We start from the raw sequence: 18,673 nt of genomic DNA, 5'->3' as shown, positions 1-18,673 counted from the left end.
CAGACTTGTCGATGAAGTTTCATGCGGCGCGGGAAAATATCGATTCAAGTTCCCGGGCAATCGACGCGTCGAGCAGATTTCGCTCTCGCATCCAGTCGTCGTCGAACACCGTGTCGAGATATTTCTCCCCGCCGTCACAGACGAGGACCACGAGCGTCGCACCCGCGGGCAGCGAGTCGAACATCTTCAACGCGTGCCAGATGACGCTGCCCGCCGAGCCGCCGACGAGCAGCGACTTCTTGCGCGCGATATAGCGTGCCGTATTGAAGGCGGCCGCGTCGGTCACTTTGTAGCCTTCGTCGAGCAACGCATAGTCGACCAACGCGCCGATCTCGGCGCCGGGCGGCGTCCCGGTGCCGGACTGATAATACGATCCGCCTTCGCCGCCGAAAACGATCGAGCCGACGGGCTCGACGCCAATGACTCGCGGCGCCGGCCCTGTCGCGAGCAGCTCTCGCGCAGTGCCGAACAGCGAGCCTCCGGTGCCGACCGAACCGACCAGAAAGTCGATTCGGTCGCCGAGGATGTCGCGCAGTTCATGTGCCAGCCCGCGGTAGCCGTTACCGTTCGCGGGATTGTTGTGCTGCTCCGTCCAGATGCTGTCCGGATCGTGGGCTGCCATGCGCTTGGCAAGCGCGTCGCGGTCCGCCGTCGCGATCGCGTCGCCGTCGCTCACGCAGACGAGCTTTGCGCCGAAGGCCTGCATCGCGCGCAGCTTGTCTTTCGACGCGTGACTGTCCACGATCGCGGTGAACCGATAGCCGCGCTCGGCCGACAACAGCGCGAGCCCCATGCCCGTATTGCCGGACGTCGATTCGATCACGTGTCCGGCCGGCCGCAGACTGCCGTCCTGTTCGGCTTCGTCGAGCATCTGCCTTGCCATCCGGATCTTGGCGCTGCCGGTCGGATTCGTCGATTCGAGTTTAAGCAGGATGCGCGCGCCGTTGGCGCCGCGAATCAATTCGAACAACGGCGTGCGGCCGACAAGATCCGATACCTTCGACACGATCGCAGGTACGGCGATCGTGGCTTGCTCACCCATAAAACGCACATTCATGGTCAGGCTCCCGGAAGCTGAAAGAGGCGATCGACGCGCCAGCGTGGCCGCGCGCCGTCAAGTGTCACGACAAGCTTGGGGGGAAGCGGCAGCTCGTGAAATGGAGATTCGTTCGAATCCATCTGATAGCCGGCCGTGTTCGGGTAGATCAGCAGATCGCCGGGTTCCGGGCGCTGCCCGAATGCGATCTTGCGCCAGGTCAGCATGTCCGAATCGAGGCAGCTCGCACCGCCGACACAGGCGCGATAAGGCGTGCCCGGGCGCGGCGATCGCGAAGGCGCGCGCACGACGCTCACCAGTTCCGGATCGGGCAGGAATTCGCTGGCAAACCATTGCTCCGACACGCTGAAGCTCGTGCCATTGACGGTCGCTATGCCATAGTCGCCGCAGTCCTTCATGCCTTGCACGGCAAACGCCGTGAACCCTGCCTGATCCAGCAGCGCACGCCCCGGTTCCAGCATCAGCGTCAGGCCGTACTCGCGAAGCAGTTCCGCGAGCGATGCGGACGCCGAATCAGGAGTCCCGGCCAGGATCGCATCGAGCATCTGCGCGCCGCTACACGCCGAGTGATACGGATAGAATCCGTCGAATACCTTGTTGGCGTGGTAATCGTCCGCCCGGTGCGCACGCTGGAATGCGTGCCAGTCGCGCTCGCTGGCATACGACATCGCGAAGCCGCCACCGATATTGATCGTGGTCGGCGCAAGACCGAGCTCACGCGCGGCCATGCAAGCGCGCATCGCGGTCGCGGCCTGATTGCAGCGCTCCGTCGCGCTGTAACCGGACAGATGAAACGAGAACCCTTCGAGGACGAGTGACGCCTGCATCGCGGCACAGGTCGACAGCGCGACGCGGAGTGCGTCGGCACTCAAACCGAATCGGCTGTCGTTGCGTGCCGTCGGCGCCATCCGCAACAGAATGCGTGCGACCCGCTTCGCCTGCCCCGAAATCGCGATCAGCCGATCGAGTTCTTCCCCGCTGTCGATGGCGATCAACGCATCGTGCAAAACCGCGAGCCGCAGCAGCGCACTCGACTTCGACGGGCCGGATACACCGATATCGGTTCCGCCCACCCCCGCGGCCAACGCTTCCGAGAACTCGCCCGTGCTTGCGACGTCGATGCCGATCCCCGATGCCGCCGCCGCATGCGCGAAGCATCGCGCCTTGTTCGCCTTCTTCGCGTAATAGAGGCGCCCGGACACCTGGCGACCGTCCAGTACGCGCTGAAAATCGGCGACATTGCGCGCGAAGCGCTCGGGAAACAAGAAATGAACGGGCGCGTCGAAACCATGCACAAGGTCGTGGATCGTCGCCTGATGTTCGTCCACGAAAGCCCGCAGCAGCGGGTCCCACAACGCCGGCAGCCGTGGAATATCCGTCACCATAGTTCGACTTCCCGGCCGAGCCCTTTCGTCAGCGCGGCATCGGCCAGCACGCGCCCCAGCGCGATGTCGGTCACGATCATGCCGCTGTTGAACGCGTAAACGACATCGGCATCGGTGCGCCGCGCAGGCTTGCGGCCAAGCAGTATGTCCGGCAACTCGGCATCGACGGCAGGCAGTTTTCCGGCTTCGTCCGCGAGATCGGCACCGGTCACTTGCATTTGCGCCTCGCTCGTCGCGATGCGGTAATCGGCGCCATGCAGCGCGTCGGCGTGAATGCCGTATCCGACCAGAAGCGCGAGCGCGCCCGGCTTCAGCGCCGCGTGCCGCACGGCCTCCGATACACCGGCGCCGGCCACCCCGAGCACGATGTCCGCTTCATTCGCGGAGGCCACGAGATCGGTCGACACTTCGATGTCACGGCCCGGATGAAAGCGCTTCAACGTCTTGCGGACGGCGTCGATCCCCGACGCATAGTGGCCGTGCACGATCACGCGCTCGATGTCCGGCAAGGCGGTCAGCAGGAACGGCGCCGCCATCCGCCCCTGCGTCCCCGTGCCGACGACGAGCGCCGTTCGAGCCCGCGGCGCGGCGGTGCGCGCGATCAGGGCAGACACCGCCGGCGTGCGCAGCGACCCGACAAGGCTGCCGTCCATCAGCGCGACAGGCAGGCCGGTTTCGTCGTCGAACAGCAACAACGTCGTGTAGTACTTCTGCAGTTCGCGGTTATGTTCCGGATCGAACTTATACGACGTCTTGAAGCCGACTGTTCTGCGTCCGCCGTCTCGACCCAGCATCGAGTACGCGACGGAATGCTTGTCCGGGGGCTGGCTCATCAGCTTGCGCGGATTGTCGGATTCGCCGCTACCGAGGCCAAGGTATGCGCGTTCGACGGCATCGAGCACCATCGACGGATCGTAGTCGAGTTCGTCGATCGTGCGCTTGCCGAGCACGAGGAGTCGCGAGGGTTGCGTTGCGAGCCGCGGTCGAACGTCCGCGTCGGGTTCAGCTCCATCTGCCATCGTGGATATCATCGTATTCACTTGTGTCTCACCGGATGTCACGTATCGAACGGGCCTGCCACACTGGTCGTGCAGGTTGACTTGAACATTGACGTGCCGCGACCGGCACCGACGCACCAGATCGCACATTCCTGTTCCGCGGCGTTGCCGCTGCGAATCGCGCGCGCGACATGAAGGCGGATGCGCCGGAGGGCTGGCGACACGCTCAATTACTGCGGGTGCTTCATGCGCTGCAACGTATTGATCCTGGAATCTTGTCTTCCGAAATGCGGATCGCGCAGCAAGGAACGGGATCGTCAATTATTTCGTTTTTCATTTCATACGACCCATTCATTTTGTAATCCGAATCAAATTGATTAAAAAAACACATTGATACCAGCGTAACAACAAGATGTCTCGCGATTGATGCTGATCGCGATAATCAGCATTTCGATAACGAAAATACCGTGTTCCCTCCGAGATTCACCAGGTGCTGGCTGACGAGTTCAGCAATATCGACGGGATTCCCTCACGTCGGCATAGCTGTCTGGCAGGCGGCATTCATGTCGCGCCAACGCGCGCACATGATGAAACACAGCGAACCGTGTCACGATCATCCGGGCGTTCCGTCAACCTCGATGGTTGCGACCGGTAGAGAAAATACAAATCGCTCGTATTTATAAACTAGCTTCCACTTTCCTTGCAAATACTTTATTTCATCATTGCAAATGCATTTACGGCGGCCGCCATTGAATCACGAAAGCGAAATTTGAGGCCGCCAGCCGCTCGATGGCGATATCGAAAAGCAAGCTCGGCTCGCTGCTCGAAAATACCGCCTGAGCGATACCTCGTTGAGGGAAAAAAGTGCCCTGCATCGAAAGCCGCCGAATCGTTCGGGTGGGATATGTCGTGACGGTGCGAGGCTCTACGCAGCCGGTGCCGGTGGTTCGGAGAACCGCCTGCGGGCCGCATGGCGTTCCACCCGCGCGGCCTTCGCGCCGTCAGCTTGCCGCTGCGGCCCGACAGTCGTCTCTTTCTGGCGTCGAATTCAGTCGACCCGTCGTTTATTATTCTTTGCAATCCCAAGCAATATCGATACATCCGTTTTCCCGCCTTTCGACAGGAGGGGCCGTGCGCGACGTAGCGCGTTCCTCAATGAAAAAACCCGGCCCGCATCGAAGCGGGCCGGGCCATGACGGGATGCGTGCTGCTTGTTACAGCGCGCCGCCTTGCGCCGACGCCGAGCCCTTCACGCCGACCGACGCACCGCCCTGCACCGAATTCGTCGCGCCTTCGAGCGCCTCGCCGGTCTTCGCCTTCGCGCCGCCCGCCACGTCGCCTGCGGTCAACACTGCGCCTTGAGCATGGCGCTTCGTCGAGGCTGCGACGTGCTTCACGTGCGACTTCGTCGCGTGCACGGCCGATGCCGCCGCATTCTTCGTCGCGCCAGCCGCCGAACCGACCGCCTGCGTCGCGCCGCCCACCGCCGTACCGGCCGCCGTGCCCACGCCGCCGACCGTCTGGCCCACGCCGTTCAGCGCGCCGCCGACGACATTGCCGGCGCCCGAACCCGAGCCGGCCGCATTCGCGCCGGCGCCTGCCTGCACACCCACGCCGCCGCCGAGCAGCGGCGTCTGGACCTGCGCACCGACGCCTGCGGAACCCTGGGCGCCGGTCTGGGCCGTCTGTGCAAATGCAGCCGACGTCGCCATCGCCGTCAGAGCGGCACCCAGCAGAATCGTACGAATCTTGTTCATGGTCATTCTCCCCAAAGACGTTGTTGCTGCGCGCCGCGTTCGTGCGGCTGGTCGCATGCCTTGCCGCGACATGCGGCAGGTGGAGCTAATGTAGCGGCGCCGGCGAGCAAAACGACTGCATTGCGGGGACTGTTACTTCGGTTGCAAATACTGACGATTGACTCACGCTGTTTGACAATCGGAGGGTTTGCCGCGGAGGTGGCCGCTGTATTTGACGACGGACGGGCGCGGCACGGGCCGGCAGGCGTGCTTCATGCCGACCGATTTCATCTGCATTCCGAATGATAAGGATGACGTGGCTCTATGCGGCCGCTTCACGATGCACGGCCCCGGCCGCCAGCAAGCGGACCGGGGCCGTGCGCACGCTGTCCGATTACGGCCGGAACGTATCGCCGAGCACGACGCCTTCTCGACGCGGATCGGTGCCGCCCTGCAACGCCGGCGACTGGCCGACCGTCACGCGCATCACCGTGTTGACGCCGCTCGCCTGCGCGGACGTCGACACCTTGTGCCCGAGCGCGAGCAGCCCCGTGATCAGCAGATCGTTCGCGCCGTTGTTCGCCGCGTTGACGTTCGGATGCTCGCCGCCGATCGTGGTCGTCGGGCTGTTGCTCGCGCCGAAGTCGACGAGCCCCGCCGACTGCTGCGCGTCGAGCCCCCAGTCGAGCGCGCCGACCAGCGTCTTGACCACGTATTGCGGAATCGTGCCGCCGCCCGGCGAACCGGTCGCCATCACGAAGTCGCCGCGCGAGCCGTCGGCGGCCCGCCCGAACACGATCGTCGGCGCCATCGAGCTGCGCGGCCGCTTGCCCGGCTGCAGGCGGTTTGCCACCGGATTGCCCGACGTGTCGACCGGGTTCGCGGAAAAGTCGGTCAGCTGGTTGTTCAGCAGGAAGCCGTTGGTCATGTGAAACGAGCCCATGCTCGACTCGACCGTCGTCGTCGCGCTCAGCACGTTGCCGTCGCCGTCCACGATCGTGAACTGGTTCGTGCCGTGCTCGATCAGCGTCGTGTCGACGCCGAGCGGCACCGCGCCGAGATTGCCGGGCTGCGCGGTGCCCATGCTTTTGGTCGTGTCGATCAGCGCCGCACGCGATTTCAGGTACGGCTTGTTCAGCAGCGTGTCCCACGTGCCGCCCGGCAGCGGCACGAAGTCGGTATCGGCGACGTACTTGTCGCGGTCGGCATACGCGAGCCGTTCGGCCTCGGTGATGAGGTGGACGCCCGCGACGGTCGGCTTGCCGCCTTCGAGATCGATCGCCGTCGGCTTCAACGACTTCAGATCGTAGTTCTCGAGAATGCCGAGCGCCGATGCGACCGCGATGCCGCCCGACGACGGCGGCGGCATCCCGCAGACCCAATAGCTGCGATAAGTCGTGCACACCGGTTCGCGGCGCTTCGCCTGATACGCGGCAAGATCGGCGACGCTCGTCTTGCCCGGCGTGAGCGTCGAGCCGTCCGCGCCCTTCGTCACCGCGATCTTCGCGACGATGTCCTGCGCGATCTGCCCCGTGTACAGCGCATTGGCGCCCGACTGCGCCATCAGCGACAACGTGTGCGCGTAGGCCGGATTCTTCAGTACGGTGCCGAGCGGCTTCGGCGAACCGTCGGCGTTCAGGAAATACGCGGCGGCTTCGGGGTCGCGCTTCAGGTTCGCGGCGTTCGCCGCGATCGCGTCGGCCAGCCGGCCGCCGATCGGAAAACCGTTGGTCGCGAGCGTGATCGCGTCGCCGAACAGGCTCTGCCACGGCAAGCGGCCATGATCCTGTTGCAGCGCCTCGATGAGCCGCGGCACGCCGATCGTGCCGATCGAGCGGCCGCTCGCGCGCGCGTTCGGCAGCGGCGCCGAATGATCGGTGGCGTCATCGACATAGCGCAGGTAGTTCTCCGTCGCGGCGGCCGGCGCGGTTTCGCGGCCGTCGTACGCCTGCAGCGTCTTGCCGCGCGCATCGTAGTAGAGCAGCACGCCGCCCGACCCCAAGCCCGTCGCCTCCGGCACCGTCAGGCCGAGCACGGCCTGCACGGCGACCGCCGCGTCGGCGGCCGTGCCGCCCTTCTTCAGCACCGCACAACCGGCCGCGCTCGCGTATGCGTTCGACGTGGCCACCAGGTACGTTTTCGCATAGACAGGCTTCATCCCGGTGCGATAGCCCGACGACGCTTCAGGCAGCGACGGGTCGCCCGGCTGGTTCGAGCCCACCACGACCGTCGCGCCGCTGTTATCGACCGCGAGACAACTCGTCTCGGTGGAAGGTGGGGTCGCGCGGCCCGCCTCGTTCTCGACGTCGCCGCCGCAGGCGGTCAACAACGCAGCCGCAAGCAACGCGGACGCATACGGAAAAATCGCTGTTCTGTTCATTGTCTGCCGATGTGCTGGTCGTTGCGATGGATATCCTGTCGCCAGCGACCCCCTCGGTGCGCGGGCGATGCGTTCGATAGTCCCACGAACGGAATTTTTTTCGCAATCGGGAAACGACGTCATGCAACCGGACGTTGTGTGCGCAACGTCACCGAACCGGCATGCGGTTCTATCTGCTGCATTGCAGCGCAGCGCATGGGCGTGTCGTGACGTCGTTACCTTTTCGCCCGGCGTCGCGTGCCGGCCGCCCGGCCATCGGGACGATTGCCGGCGTCGCCACGTCCGGCTATAAAGCGGGGATGGATACGGATCGCTGGATTCACGACCCCGTCGGCGCGTTTCGCGCCTGGCAGGAAACCGCCGCGACCGGCGCCGGCCGCCGGCCGTTCGCGCCGCGTTCGATCGTCCAGCATGTCGCGATGTTCGAGCGATTCCTGCGTCACCTGAGTGCGCGGCACGTGTCGCTCGCGACGTTCGGGCCCGACCACGTCGCAGCCTTCCTCGCGGAGCTCGACCGTACCTGCGCGCCCGGCACGTCGACGCGCGTGCGCTATGCGAAGCTGATCGACCGGCTCGGCCGGCATCTGGTCGATACCGGTGTGCGGACGATTCATCCGGCTGGCCGATCGACTCACGATCTCGCATGGCCGGACGGCGAGCCCGAGCCGTGCTACCTGCCGCCCGACGCCGACGCGGCGCTGCAGCACCACGTGCAGCCCCGAGCGGACGATACACCCGCCGACTGCCGGAATCGCGCCATCGTCGCGCTGCTGCTCGCGAGCGGCATCACGTCGGCCGAGATTCGCTCGGCGACAGGCGACGCACTCGATCTCGACGCGCGGCCAGCGGTGTTGTCGGTGCCGCGCGATCGCGCGCGGCCGGCGCGCCGGATCGCGCTCGCCGCGTTCGCGCTGGCGCCGCTCGCCGCCTGGCTTGCGCGCTCGGACGTGCTGCCGCCGATGCGGCTGTTTCCCGCGCCGCGCGGCGGCGCAATGAACGACATGTTCCTGCTGCTCGTCGTGCGCGATGCGCTGAACGCGATCGGCTTTCACACGGCGGACATGAGCCCGCGCGTGCTGCGCAATACGTATGCGCGCCGCCAGTTGCTCGCCGGCCACGCGCATGCCGATGTCACGGCGATGCTCGGTCTCGCCAGCCTGCGAACGGTCACGCGCATTCGGCAAACGCTGCCGCCCGATGCGGCCGCGAATCGTGCGGCCCACGAGCGGTGATCGCGCGCCGCCGGCGCGAACCGCGTTCCCCCGGTGCGCTATTCGCCCGGCTTCGGCTGCACCAACCGCAGAATCCGCGTGTCGTACGGCGATTGCATCACTTCCGCGACGCGGATGTCGGACGCGGCCGGATGCAACGGGTTCAGCAGGAAGTTATGGGCGTGTGGCACGACGACGCTCGGCACGCGCAGCAGCGCGCTCGGCTGCGTGGCCAGCCACTCGGTGCCGGCGCTGCGGGTCCAGTCGACGTTCGTGCGCCAGTCGCCCGGCGCATCGCCTTCCACGATTTCGGCCACGTCCACCGAATCGGGCACCTCGATACGCAGCAATTGATATGCGCTCGGCAATTGCGCGACGGTGGCGATTTCGAAATGAACCAGCGTCTCGAGCAGCGCCAGCGCCGGATGCTCGGCGAGATACACGACGGGCTGCCCGGCGAAATGCCAGCGCCCGCCGGCCCGCAACCCGCCGATGCCTTTCAGGTCGGCGTAATTGCTGATCCGCCACAGCGTCGTCAAGCGAAGTACCCTTCGTCGATCTGCGTGAGGGCCTCTTCGACGAGCCGCGCGCCATGCTCGGTGCTCGCCATGTCGAGCGACGTGCGGCCGCCGAAGCGCTGGAGCCCGTTGCGCAGCCACGCCATCGCCTTGTCCTGGTCGCCGAACGTGGCCGCCGCCTGCGCGACGATGCGCGCGAGACGGATCGCCTTGTCCGACTCTTCCGGCGACAGGCGTTCGTGCGCCTGCCGACGATGACTCAGCGTGCGGCGCGGAATGATGAAGGCCAGCTCGTCCGATTTCAGCCCGTGCTCCGACAGCCGGTCGATCACCGATACGTCGACGCGCGCGCTCGCCAGCTCGGCCAGATCGGCGCCCGACCGGACGCGGATCGCCAGCAGTTGCTCGAGAATCGTGAATTCGGCCTGACGCGGGTGCGCGACGCCCGACGGGTGAAATGCGATGGTGCTCATGACCTCCCTCCGGCAATTTGCCCCACCATTATAGGCGTTTTGCCGGCGAGATGCGGATGGTTGAGGGAGGGGTTTGCCCACCGGGGCCGGCGGACCGGTTTTTGGGGTACGCGAATCGGAGATTCGCCCCGTTGAGGAGGTGCAAAAATTCAGTATATAAAGTCCCTCTTCGCAATGATCTGAAGTTGTCACGTAACAATTTTCCAACGGTAATACGAGAGCCACAGGCATCGGCGCTTTTCTCTGCTGCCCGCCGGGCAAACGACCACCGTCGGCTGATGCGCAGCCGATCGTCGAGGGTCATCCGGCCCATGCCGACGACCGGATCACGCTGCAGAAGTTGCCCGCATGGAAATGCGGATCCTTGTCCGCGAGCACGTCGGCCTTCACGTTGCCGAACGTCGTGCCGGGCTTGTGCTTGATGCCGTCGTAGAACGCCTGAATGATGTCTTCCTTGAAATGCGGCGTGCGTGGATGCGCGCGCACGACCGCCTCCCGCTCGATGTCGCTGTATTCCGGGTAAGCGAGGCCCAGTACGTCCATTTCGACGCCCGCCGTGACCAGCGCGACGACCGGATGCATGTGCTGCGGAATACCGGGCGTGGTGTGCAGCGCGATCGAGGTCCACACGACATCGATGTCCTGTTGCGAGATCCCCTTTGTCTTCAGAAAATCGCGGGCGGCATTGGCGCCGTCCACTTCGAAGCGCTCGCATGCGCTGCTGTGCCGGTGCGTCAGTCCCATGTCATGGAACATGCAGCCGCAATAGAGCAGCTCGGGGTCGTACTCGAGCCCGCGCCGCCGGCCCGCCAGCGCCGCGAAATAGAACACGCGGCTCGAGTGATGGAACAGCAGTTCGGATTCGGTATCGCGCACGAGTTCGGTGATCTCGCGCGTCAGTCGAGTATCGGGAAGGGTGATGCCGGCAACGTTCACAGTCATGATCGACCTCCATGGAAAACATGCTCGATTGTCCGGGGACCGACAGGTGTCTCAAATAGGCTGAATGCGACAAATCCTGCCATTTCGCGCGAGGAACGGACACGGTGCCGGCGCGGCGAAGAAAGCGTCCCTATACTGCTGCGCATCACGTTCGATACGACACGCAACCGATCATGCCGAAGGTCGTGGGTATTTTTGCCGTTCCTGGCGTTCAGCTGCTCGACGTCTCCGCGCCGCTCGACGTGTTCGCACAAGCGAACGTCGAATGCGGGAAACCGTTCTATGCGCCGCGGATCATCGCGAGCGGGGCCGGTGCGATCCGCAGTTCATCCGGTGCGCGATTGCTGCCCGACTGGATCGCCCCCGACATCCCCGAGCGCATCGACACGCTGCTGGTCGCCGGCGCGCCGAACGCCGGCCAGATCGCGCTGCGCACCGACGTCCTCGCGTGGTTGCGCGCGGCGGCCGTGCAGAGCAGACGCTATGGGTCGATCTGCACCGGGGCATTCATCCTCGCCGCCACCGGCCTGCTGAAAGGGCGTCACCTGACCACGCACTGGGCCTTCGCCGATGCACTCGGCGAAGCCTATCCGTCGCTCGTCATCGACGCCGACGCGCTGTACGTGCGCGACGGCAAGCTGCGCACCGGCGCCGGCGTCACGGCCGGGCTCGATCTCGCGCTCGCGCTGGTCGAGGAAGATCTCGGCCGCGAGATCGCGCGGCGCGTCGCCGCGCAACTGGTGATGTTTTTCAAGCGTCCGGGCGGGCAGCTCCAGTTCAGCCGCAAGGGCGAAGCGCGCCCCGCCGGACGTTCGGTGCTGCAGGAAGTCCAGCGCTGGGTCGCGGCCTACCCGGATCTCGAACATTCGGTGGCCGAGATGGCCAAACATGCAGGCATGAGCCCGCGCCATTTCGCGCGGCTGTTCCGCGCGGAAGTCGGCATGACACCAGCCGCGTGGGTCGAATCGACGCGCATCTCTGCTGCCCGCCAGTTGCTCGAGAACGGCCATCACACACCGAAGCAGGTCGCCGCGAAATGCGGCTTCGCAAACGTCGATACGCTCAGGCGAGCGTTCGCCCGGCACGTCGGCATCACGCCGGCCGAATATCGGAAACGGCAGGCGACCCAGGCTGCGTGAGGCGGAACGCGCGGCGCTGAATGAGCGGCGCCGACGGCCTCGCTCAAATATTTCGGAATACGATTCAATCGAGCGAGCCGCTTGTTCCGCGCCGATCGACCTCATCGCTCCTTCCCCCTGCTCCGGCGCACCGGAAATCATCAGATGAAATGGCGGGCCGCGCGAATCGTTTACCCAGTTGCAATAATGATTCGCTGCAACGCGTATTTCCGACCGGGAACGCGATCGTTACGATGCAATCAATCGCTGAACGCAACGAGCGAAGCGCGAAATCAACAGAACCGGAGGTCACCATGAAGTCGTTCATCACCGCCGTCGTCGCCGCAACCGCGTTATCCGCGTCGTACGGCGCATTCGCCCAGTCGAACCCGGCAGGCCAGCTCACGCGTGCCCAGGTGCGTGCGGAACTCGTCCAGCTCGAACAAGCCGGCTACAAGCCCGAAGTCTCCGATCAGTATTACCCGCGTGCACTGCAGGCCGCGCAGGCCCGCGTGACGAACGCCGACGAAGCCGGCTACGGCGCGCAAGCAGCCGCCGGCGCGCGTGCCGGCCGCGCGATCGCGGTCAAGCAGGAAGGCCGCAACTCGATCTACTTCGGTCAGTAAGCCGGATACCCGCCGACGTATTTCCGGCGTATTCCGGATACCCCCGTCGTACCCGCGACACCCCGCTCCCGTTCATCGGGGCGGGGTGTTCGTTTTCCGGTTGTCCGCTCCCTTCGCTGCTCGCGTGCCGCGCGGCGCCGTTCGCGCAAGCGTCCGGTGTTTGCGCATAGAATGGCCGCGTGGTCGGCGTCGGCCAGCACGAACGCGAGCGGTATCACGACGCGCGCTGGCCGGCCCGATGTCGCACTCGGCGCATTTTTCGAAAAGGAGCGGTTTCATGTCTCAAACATCCGGTTCCACGATCACGTTTCGCCGCCCGGACGGCCAGGAACTGCAGGGCTATCTCGCCACGCCGGCACGCACCGAAGGCGCGCCCGCGGTCGTCGTCATCCAGGAATGGTGGGGGCTGAACGACCAGATCCGCGGCGTCGCGGACCGTCTCGCGCGCTGCGGCTACTTCGCGCTCGTGCCCGACCTGTATCGCGGCAAGTCGACGGTCGAGGAGGAAGAAGCGCACCATCTGATGACCGGCCTCGATTTCGGCGATGCCGCGTCGCAGGACATTCCCGGCGCGGTCGCCTACCTGAAGACGCTGGCGCCGCGGGTCGCGGTGACGGGCTACTGCATGGGCGGCGCCCTCACGCTGCTGTCGCTGCAGTACGCCGACGCGGATGCCGGCGTCACGTGGTACGGCCTGCCGCCGCTCGACTACATCGATCCGGCCAAGCTCAAGGTGCCGCTGATGGGTCACTGGGCCACGCAGGATGCGTTCTTCACGATCGACCAGGTCGACGCGCTGGAAAAGAAGCTGACCGATGCGAAGGTCGGCTTCGAATTCCATCGCTATCTCGCGCACCATGCGTTCGCGAACGAAACGGCCGTCGGCCCCGGCCGCATCGCCGGCACGCAGTTCGACCCGGTGTGGTCGGAAACGGCGTGGGATCGCACGCTCACGTTCTTCGGCCGAACGCTCTGGACGAAGCACGCGTAACGTAATGCCGCTTCCCGCGCGGCGACGGTACAAAGGAAAACGCCACGGATTTTGCGTCCGTGGCGTTTTCGTTTTCACACCCCTTCGGATGGACCGACAGGCACGGCCTACCCGTTCGTCGCCGTTGCAGACGCAGGCGCCGGAACCGCCGCCTTGTCGTAATCGACCGGCGCATCCGGCGCGCGCGGCGCTTCGCCTGCATGCTGGATCCACCCGCCGCCCAGTGCACGGTACAGGTCGACCAGGTTCGTCCAGCGCGCCAGACGCGCGCTGATCAGCGACTGCTGCGCCGAGTACAAATCCGTCTGCGCGGTCAGCACCGACAGATAGCTGTCCACACCATTCTTGTAACGCAGGTCCGACAGGTCGAAGCGACGCTGCTGCACGTGCTCGTTGCGCTCCAATGCCGCGATCTGCTGATCGTACGTGCCGCGTGCGGCGAGCCCGTCCGACACTTCGCGGAATGCCGACTGGATCGCCTTCTCGTAGTTCGCGATCTCGATGCGCTTCTGCACGTGCGCGAGATCGAGGTTCGCGATGTTCTGCCCGCCCTCGAAGATCGGCAGCGCGATGTTCGGCGCGAACGACCACGCCGCCGTGCCGGCCTTGAACAGGCCGCCCAGCGTCGGGCTCGCGGTGCCGAACGCGGCCGTCAGCGAGATCTTCGGGAAGAATGCCGCACGCGCCGCGCCGATGTTCGCGTTCGCGGCCAGCAGCGTCTGCTCGGCCTGCATCACGTCCGGACGACGCGTCAGCAGATCCGACGGCAGGCCGGCCGGCACGTCCGTCAGCAGGTTCTGTGCGTCGAGCGGCATGCCCGCCGGCAGGTCGTCCGGCAGCGGCTCGCCGATCAGCAGCACCAGCGCATTCAGCGCCTGCGCGCGGGCACGGGCCTGCGCCTGCTGGTTCGCGAGCGCCGTCTCGACCACCGTCTGCGCCTGACGCAGCTCGAGCTCGGAGCCCGTGCCGTTGTCGAACTGCAGCTTGGTCAGGTCGTACGACGCCTGCGCGGTCTTCAGCGTGTCCTCGGTGACCTTCAACAGATCATCGGTCGACAGCAGCGTCAGGTATTGATCCGCCACCTGCGACACCAGCGAGATCTCCGACGCCTGCCGCGCATACGCGGTCGACAGGTACTGCGCGAGCGCCTGGTCCTTCAGGCTTTGCACGCGGCCGAACAGGTCGAGCTCCCACGATGCGGACAATCCGACGTTGTAGGTGCGCGAAATCAGCGGCTGGCCCGTCTGCGAGACACCGGCCGGGAAACGCTGGATGGTGCCCGTGCCCGTACCGTCGAGCGTCGGGAACAGCCCCGCGCGCGTGATCTGGTACTGCGCACGCGCGGCCTCGATGTTCAGCACCGACACGCGCAGGTCGCGGTTGTTTTTCAGCGCGATCTCGATCAGCCGCTGCAGGCGCGGATCGACGAAGAACTCGCGCCAGCCGATGGCGGTCGCCGCCTGGCCGTTCGCGCTGCGCGCGCCGGCCGCGCCCGGCTGCGTCGCGTAAACGCCGCCGGCCGGGTACGCCTGCGCGACGGGTGCGTCGGGCCGCTTGTAATGCGGCGCCATCGTGCAGCCGGCGGCAAAGAGCGCGGCAGCCAGTGCGGCCGCGGTTGCAGTCAAAGCATGTTTTTGCATCGTTACTGCCCCTTCGAATCGTGTGCGTCGTCGTGACCGCGCTGCAGGTCGCCCTGCACGAGGCGCCACGCGTCGTCGACGTTTTCCGTTTCGCCGCTGAAGATCGCACGCACCCGCACGAAGAACATCGGGATCATGAAAATGGCGAGGAACGTCGCCGTGATCATCCCGCCGATCACACCCGTGCCGATCGCGTGCTGGCTCGCCGAGCCCGCACCGTTGCTGATCGCGAGCGGCAGCACGCCGAGCATGAACGCGAGCGACGTCATCAGGATCGGGCGCAGCCGCAGGCGTGCCGCCTCGATCGCCGCGCGCACCGGCCCCATGTTCCCGCCCGCCTGCAGTTCGCGTGCGAACTCGACGATCAGGATCGCGTTCTTCGCGGACAAGCCCACGGTCGTCAGCAGGCCGACCTGGAAGAACACGTCGTTCTCGAGGCCGCGCAGCATCGTCGCGAGCAGTGCGCCGACCACGCCGAGCGGCACGACCATGATCACCGAGAACGGAATCGACCAGCTTTCATACAGCGCCGCGAGACACAGGAACACAACGAGGATCGAGATCGCGTACAGGATCGGCGCCTGCGAACCGGACTGGATTTCCTGGAACGACAGGCCCGTCCACGAATAGCCGATGCCTTCCGGCAGCTTGCTCGCGAGCGCTTCCATCGCGGCCATCGCCTGGCCGGTCGACTTGCCCTCCGCGGCCTGCCCCTGGATCTCGATCGACGACACGCCGTTGTAACGCTCGAGCTTCGGCGATCCGTAGATCCAGTGGCCGCTCGAGAACGCGCTGAATGGCACCATCCCGCCGGCGCTGTTGCGCACGTACCAGATGTTCATGTCTTCCGGCGTCATCCGGAACGGCGCATCGGACTGTACGTACACCTTCTTGATCCGGCCGTCGGTATCGAGAAAGTTGTTCACGTACTGCGACGCCCATGCGATCGAAAACGTCTGGTCGATCGCCGCGGCCGTCACGCCGAGCGCGTTCGCCTTCTCGCGATCGATGTCGACCTTGTACTGCGGCGTATCGTTCAGGCCGTTCGGGCGTACCAGCGCGAGCGTCGGATCCTTCGCGGCCATCCCGAGCAACTGGCCGCGCGCGGCCATCAGCGCTTCGTGACCGAGGCCCGCGTTGTCCGTCAGCTCGAAGTCGAAGCCGGCAGCGGTACCGAGTTCGGGAATCGACGGCGGGTTGAACGGAATCACCATCGCGTCCTTGTACGTCGAATAGTGCGCGAAAGTCCGGCCGATCAGCGCCTGCACCTTTTGATCCGAACGCTGGCGCTGCTCGTACGGTTTCAGCTTCACGAACACGAGGCCCGCGTTCTGGCCGCGGCCCGCGAAGCTGAAGCCGTTGACCGTGAACACCGAGTCGACCACGTCCTTCTCGGCGGTGGTCAGGTACGTGTTGATGTTGTCGAGCGTCTTGCCGGTCGTTTCCTGCGTGGAGCCGGACGGCGTCTGCACGATCATGAACATGTAGCCCTGGTCCTCGTCCGGCAGGAACGACTTCGGCAGCCGCGCGAACATCACGCCGACCGCGAGGAACACGGCCAGGTAGATCACGAGCCAGCGGCCCGAGCGGCGGATCACGTGATTCACGCCGCTCGTGTAGCGATCGCGGCTGCGATCGAACGTCCGGTTGAACCAGCCGAAGAAACCCTTCTTCTCTTCGTGATGCCCCTTCTCGATCGGCTTCAGGATCGTCGCGCACAGCGCGGGCGTCAGGATCAACGCGACGAGCACCGACAGCACCATCGCCGACACGATCGTCAGCGAGAACTGACGATAGATCGCGCCGACCGAGCCGCCGGAGAACGCGACCGGCACGAACACCGCCGACAGCACGAGCGCCACGCCGACGAGCGCGCCGGTGATCTGGCCCATCGCCTTGCGGGTCGCCTCCTTCGGCGACAGCCCCTCCTCCGCCATCACGCGCTCGACGTTCTCGACCACCACGATCGCATCGTCGACCAGCAGGCCGATCGCGAGCACGAGCCCGAACATCGACAGCGTGTTGATCGAGAAACCGACGATACCCATGATCGCGAACGTGCCGAGCAGCACGACCGGCACCGCGATCGTCGGGATGATCGTCGCGCGCAGGTTCTGCAGGAACAGGTACATCACGAGGAACACGAGCACGATGCCCTCGATCAGCGTCTTGACCACTTCCTCGATCGACAGGCGCACGAACGGCGTCGTGTCGTACGGGTAGTGCACGACGAGGCCATGCGGGAAATACTTCGACAGCTCGTCGATCTTGGCCCGCAGCGCGTTCGCGGTCGCGAGCGCGTTCGCGCCGGTCGCGAGCTGGATGCCGAGGCCGGCCGTCGGCTGCCCCATGTACTTCGTGTCGAACGTGTAGTTTTCCGAACCGAGTGCCGCGCGGCCGACGTCCTTCAGGCGAACCTGCGAGCCGTCCTGGTTGACCTTCAGCAGGATGTTGCCGAACTGCTCGGGCGTGCGCAGCAGCGTCGATTCGGTGATCGTCGCCTGCAGCACGGTGCCCGGCTTGGCCGGCGTGCCGCCGATCTGGCCGCCCGCGATCTGGACGTTCTGCTGCGTGATCGCGGCCGTCACGTCGGTCGGCGTGAGGCTGTAGTTGGTCAGCTTGACGGGGTCGAGCCAGATCCGCATCGAGAATTGCGAACCGAGCAGCAGCGTCTGGCCGACGCCGTTCACGCGGCTCAGCGGGTCGAGCACGTGCGACGCCACGTAGTTCGTCAGGTCCTCCTTCGACATCCGGCCGTCCTCGGAGTTGAACGCGAACCACATCAGCCAGTTGCTGCTCGACTTCGTGACCTGCATGCCCAGTTGCTGCACGACCTGCGGCAGGTTCGGCGTCGCGAGCGACAGCTTGTTCTGCACCTGCACCTGCGCGACGTCCGGATTCGTGCCCGGCGAGAAGGTCAGCGTGATCGTCGCGTTGCCCGAATCGTCGCTTGTCGACGACATGTACAGGAAGTTGTCGAGCCCGCTCATCTGCTGCTCGATCACCTGCGTCACCGTGTCTTCCACCGTCTTCGCGGAAGCGCCCGGGTAGTTCGCCTGGATCTGGATCGTCGGCGGTGCGATCGTCGGATACTGCGCGATCGGCATCTTGAAGATCGATGCGACGCCGGCCAGCATCAGCACGATCGCGATCACCCACGCAAAGATCGGGCGATCGATAAAGAACTTGGCCATGAAACGGACTCCCTGTTATTGCGCGCTCGACGCGGCGGCCGAACTCGCTGCGGCACTGGCCGCGGTAGTCGCCGACGCGGCGCTTGTCGGCGCGGCGCCTGCCGTGGTGGCGGAGGCGGCGTCCGGCGCCGGTGCGAGCTGCGAGGCGACGGTCTTCACCGTCGCGCCCGGGCGCACCTTGTCGACGCCTTGCACGATCACGTGATCGCCCGCTTGCAGACCGCCTTCGACGATCCAGTTCTGGCCTTGCATCCCGCTAGTCTTCAGCGGACGCGGCTCGACCTTGTTGCTGGCGTTCACCACCATCGCGATCGCCTGCCCCTTCTGGTCGTGCGTGACGCCGATCTGCGGCACCAGGAATGCGTTCTCGTTCACGCCTTCCTCGATCCGGGCGCGCACGAACA

At 65.5% G+C, this 18,673-nt stretch carries 16 protein-coding genes; 4 read left to right on the top strand and 12 right to left on the bottom strand.

Annotated features, from left to right (window positions below):
• Positions 1 to 19: 19 nt before the first annotated feature.
• The 5 genes from CFB89_RS28975 to CFB89_RS28955 form a co-directional block, all read right to left on the bottom strand.
• Positions 20 to 1,042, bottom strand: a complete 1,023-nt coding sequence (locus tag CFB89_RS28975) for a cysteine synthase family protein (protein WP_089470953.1) — start codon at positions 1,040 to 1,042, stop codon at positions 20 to 22.
• Positions 1,043 to 1,059: 17 nt separating this feature from the next.
• Positions 1,060 to 2,442 (bottom strand): alanine racemase, encoded by a 1,383-nt coding sequence (locus CFB89_RS28970; protein ID WP_089470952.1) that lies wholly within the window; start codon positions 2,440 to 2,442, stop codon positions 1,060 to 1,062.
• Positions 2,436 to 3,761 carry an ornithine cyclodeaminase family protein gene (locus CFB89_RS28965; protein WP_256979786.1) on the bottom strand — a complete coding sequence of 442 codons (1,326 nt, stop codon included), beginning with the start codon at positions 3,759 to 3,761 and terminating at the stop codon, positions 2,436 to 2,438. Before CFB89_RS28965 ends, CFB89_RS28970 begins: the two co-directional genes overlap by 7 nt.
• Before the next feature lie 893 nt (positions 3,762 to 4,654).
• Positions 4,655 to 5,197, bottom strand: coding sequence for a hypothetical protein (locus CFB89_RS28960; RefSeq protein ID WP_089470979.1), 543 nt, complete (start codon positions 5,195 to 5,197; stop codon positions 4,655 to 4,657).
• Between the two features lie 373 nt (positions 5,198 to 5,570).
• Positions 5,571 to 7,556, bottom strand: coding sequence for a gamma-glutamyltransferase family protein (locus tag CFB89_RS28955; RefSeq protein WP_089470951.1), 1,986 nt, complete (start codon positions 7,554 to 7,556; stop codon positions 5,571 to 5,573).
• A gap of 299 nt (positions 7,557 to 7,855) precedes the next feature.
• Here CFB89_RS28955 and CFB89_RS28950 point away from each other — a divergent pair, with 299 nt between their 5' ends.
• Positions 7,856 to 8,788: a tyrosine-type recombinase/integrase gene (locus CFB89_RS28950; protein WP_089470950.1), complete on the top strand. Its 933-nt coding sequence runs from the start codon at positions 7,856 to 7,858 to the stop codon at positions 8,786 to 8,788.
• A 38-nt stretch (positions 8,789 to 8,826) separates the two neighbouring features.
• On the opposite strand, the gene CFB89_RS28945 is transcribed toward CFB89_RS28950, so the two are convergent.
• The 3 genes from CFB89_RS28945 to CFB89_RS28935 all read right to left on the bottom strand — a co-directional run bounded on the left by CFB89_RS28945 (position 8,827) and on the right by CFB89_RS28935 (position 10,700).
• Positions 8,827 to 9,306, bottom strand: coding sequence for an RES family NAD+ phosphorylase (locus tag CFB89_RS28945; RefSeq protein ID WP_089470949.1), 480 nt, complete (start codon positions 9,304 to 9,306; stop codon positions 8,827 to 8,829).
• Complete coding sequence (locus CFB89_RS28940; RefSeq protein ID WP_034208821.1) at positions 9,303 to 9,758, bottom strand: antitoxin Xre/MbcA/ParS toxin-binding domain-containing protein; 456 nt, start codon at positions 9,756 to 9,758, stop codon at positions 9,303 to 9,305. The genes CFB89_RS28945 and CFB89_RS28940 overlap by 4 nt, the downstream gene beginning before the upstream one ends.
• A 300-nt stretch (positions 9,759 to 10,058) precedes the next feature.
• On the bottom strand, positions 10,059 to 10,700 hold the full coding sequence (locus tag CFB89_RS28935; RefSeq protein ID WP_089470948.1) for an HD domain-containing protein: 642 nt from the start codon (positions 10,698 to 10,700) through the stop codon (positions 10,059 to 10,061).
• 173 nt (positions 10,701 to 10,873) lie between these two features.
• On the opposite strand from CFB89_RS28935, the gene CFB89_RS28930 reads away from it, so the two are divergent.
• Positions 10,874 to 11,839 (top strand): GlxA family transcriptional regulator, encoded by a 966-nt coding sequence (locus CFB89_RS28930; protein ID WP_089470947.1) that lies wholly within the window; start codon positions 10,874 to 10,876, stop codon positions 11,837 to 11,839.
• A 64-nt stretch (positions 11,840 to 11,903) separates the two neighbouring features.
• Here CFB89_RS28930 and CFB89_RS28925 read toward each other — a convergent pair whose 3' ends face one another.
• Positions 11,904 to 12,146, bottom strand: coding sequence for a hypothetical protein (locus CFB89_RS28925; protein ID WP_089470946.1), 243 nt, complete (start codon positions 12,144 to 12,146; stop codon positions 11,904 to 11,906).
• Between CFB89_RS28925 and CFB89_RS28920 the strand changes: the two genes are divergently transcribed.
• Together CFB89_RS28920 and CFB89_RS28915 are read left to right on the top strand one after the other, a co-directional pair.
• Entirely contained in the window at positions 12,133 to 12,444 is a 312-nt protein-coding gene (locus tag CFB89_RS28920) for a DUF4148 domain-containing protein (protein WP_089470945.1), read from the top strand. The two genes, CFB89_RS28925 and CFB89_RS28920, sit on opposite strands and share 14 nt — an antisense overlap.
• A gap of 277 nt (positions 12,445 to 12,721) precedes the next feature.
• Entirely contained in the window at positions 12,722 to 13,435 is a 714-nt protein-coding gene (locus CFB89_RS28915) for a dienelactone hydrolase family protein (protein WP_069619573.1), read from the top strand.
• Between the two features lie 107 nt (positions 13,436 to 13,542).
• Here CFB89_RS28915 and CFB89_RS28910 read toward each other — a convergent pair whose 3' ends face one another.
• The 3 genes from CFB89_RS28910 to CFB89_RS28900 form a co-directional block, all read right to left on the bottom strand.
• Positions 13,543 to 15,075, bottom strand: a complete 1,533-nt coding sequence (locus CFB89_RS28910) for an efflux transporter outer membrane subunit (protein WP_089470944.1) — start codon at positions 15,073 to 15,075, stop codon at positions 13,543 to 13,545.
• 2 nt (positions 15,076 to 15,077) lie between these two features.
• Entirely contained in the window at positions 15,078 to 18,269 is a 3,192-nt protein-coding gene (locus CFB89_RS28905) for an efflux RND transporter permease subunit (protein ID WP_089470943.1), read from the bottom strand.
• Between the two features lie 15 nt (positions 18,270 to 18,284).
• On the bottom strand, positions 18,285 to 18,673 hold a 389-nt coding region (locus tag CFB89_RS28900; protein ID WP_179233553.1), incomplete at its 5' end, for an HlyD family secretion protein.

This window comes from Burkholderia sp. AU16741 (genome assembly GCF_002223345.1).
In the GTDB taxonomy this organism is placed as follows: domain Bacteria; phylum Pseudomonadota; class Gammaproteobacteria; order Burkholderiales; family Burkholderiaceae; genus Burkholderia; species Burkholderia sola.
The sequence above is the reverse complement of the archived record's forward strand: the minus strand, read 5'-3'. Positions and strand labels throughout refer to the sequence as shown.

Excerpts from the sequence above, each read along its gene's own strand:
- CFB89_RS28975 (WP_089470953.1), bottom strand. The coding sequence starts at position 1,042 with ATGGGTGAGCAAGCCACGATCGCCGTACCTGCGATCGTGTCGAAGGTA.
- CFB89_RS28970 (WP_089470952.1), bottom strand. The coding sequence starts at position 2,442 with ATGGTGACGGATATTCCACGGCTGCCGGCGTTGTGGGACCCGCTGCTG.
- CFB89_RS28960 (WP_089470979.1), bottom strand. The coding sequence starts at position 5,197 with ATGAACAAGATTCGTACGATTCTGCTGGGTGCCGCTCTGACGGCGATG.
- CFB89_RS28955 (WP_089470951.1), bottom strand. The coding sequence starts at position 7,556 with ATGAACAGAACAGCGATTTTTCCGTATGCGTCCGCGTTGCTTGCGGCT.
- CFB89_RS28950 (WP_089470950.1), top strand. The coding sequence starts at position 7,856 with ATGGATACGGATCGCTGGATTCACGACCCCGTCGGCGCGTTTCGCGCC.
- CFB89_RS28940 (WP_034208821.1), bottom strand. The coding sequence starts at position 9,758 with ATGAGCACCATCGCATTTCACCCGTCGGGCGTCGCGCACCCGCGTCAG.
- CFB89_RS28935 (WP_089470948.1), bottom strand. The coding sequence starts at position 10,700 with ATGACTGTGAACGTTGCCGGCATCACCCTTCCCGATACTCGACTGACG.
- CFB89_RS28930 (WP_089470947.1), top strand. The coding sequence starts at position 10,874 with ATGCCGAAGGTCGTGGGTATTTTTGCCGTTCCTGGCGTTCAGCTGCTC.
- CFB89_RS28920 (WP_089470945.1), top strand. The coding sequence starts at position 12,133 with ATGAAGTCGTTCATCACCGCCGTCGTCGCCGCAACCGCGTTATCCGCG.
- CFB89_RS28925 (WP_089470946.1), bottom strand. The coding sequence starts at position 12,146 with ATGAACGACTTCATGGTGACCTCCGGTTCTGTTGATTTCGCGCTTCGC.
- CFB89_RS28915 (WP_069619573.1), top strand. The coding sequence starts at position 12,722 with ATGTCTCAAACATCCGGTTCCACGATCACGTTTCGCCGCCCGGACGGC.
- CFB89_RS28910 (WP_089470944.1), bottom strand. The coding sequence starts at position 15,075 with ATGCAAAAACATGCTTTGACTGCAACCGCGGCCGCACTGGCTGCCGCG.
- CFB89_RS28905 (WP_089470943.1), bottom strand. The coding sequence starts at position 18,269 with ATGGCCAAGTTCTTTATCGATCGCCCGATCTTTGCGTGGGTGATCGCG.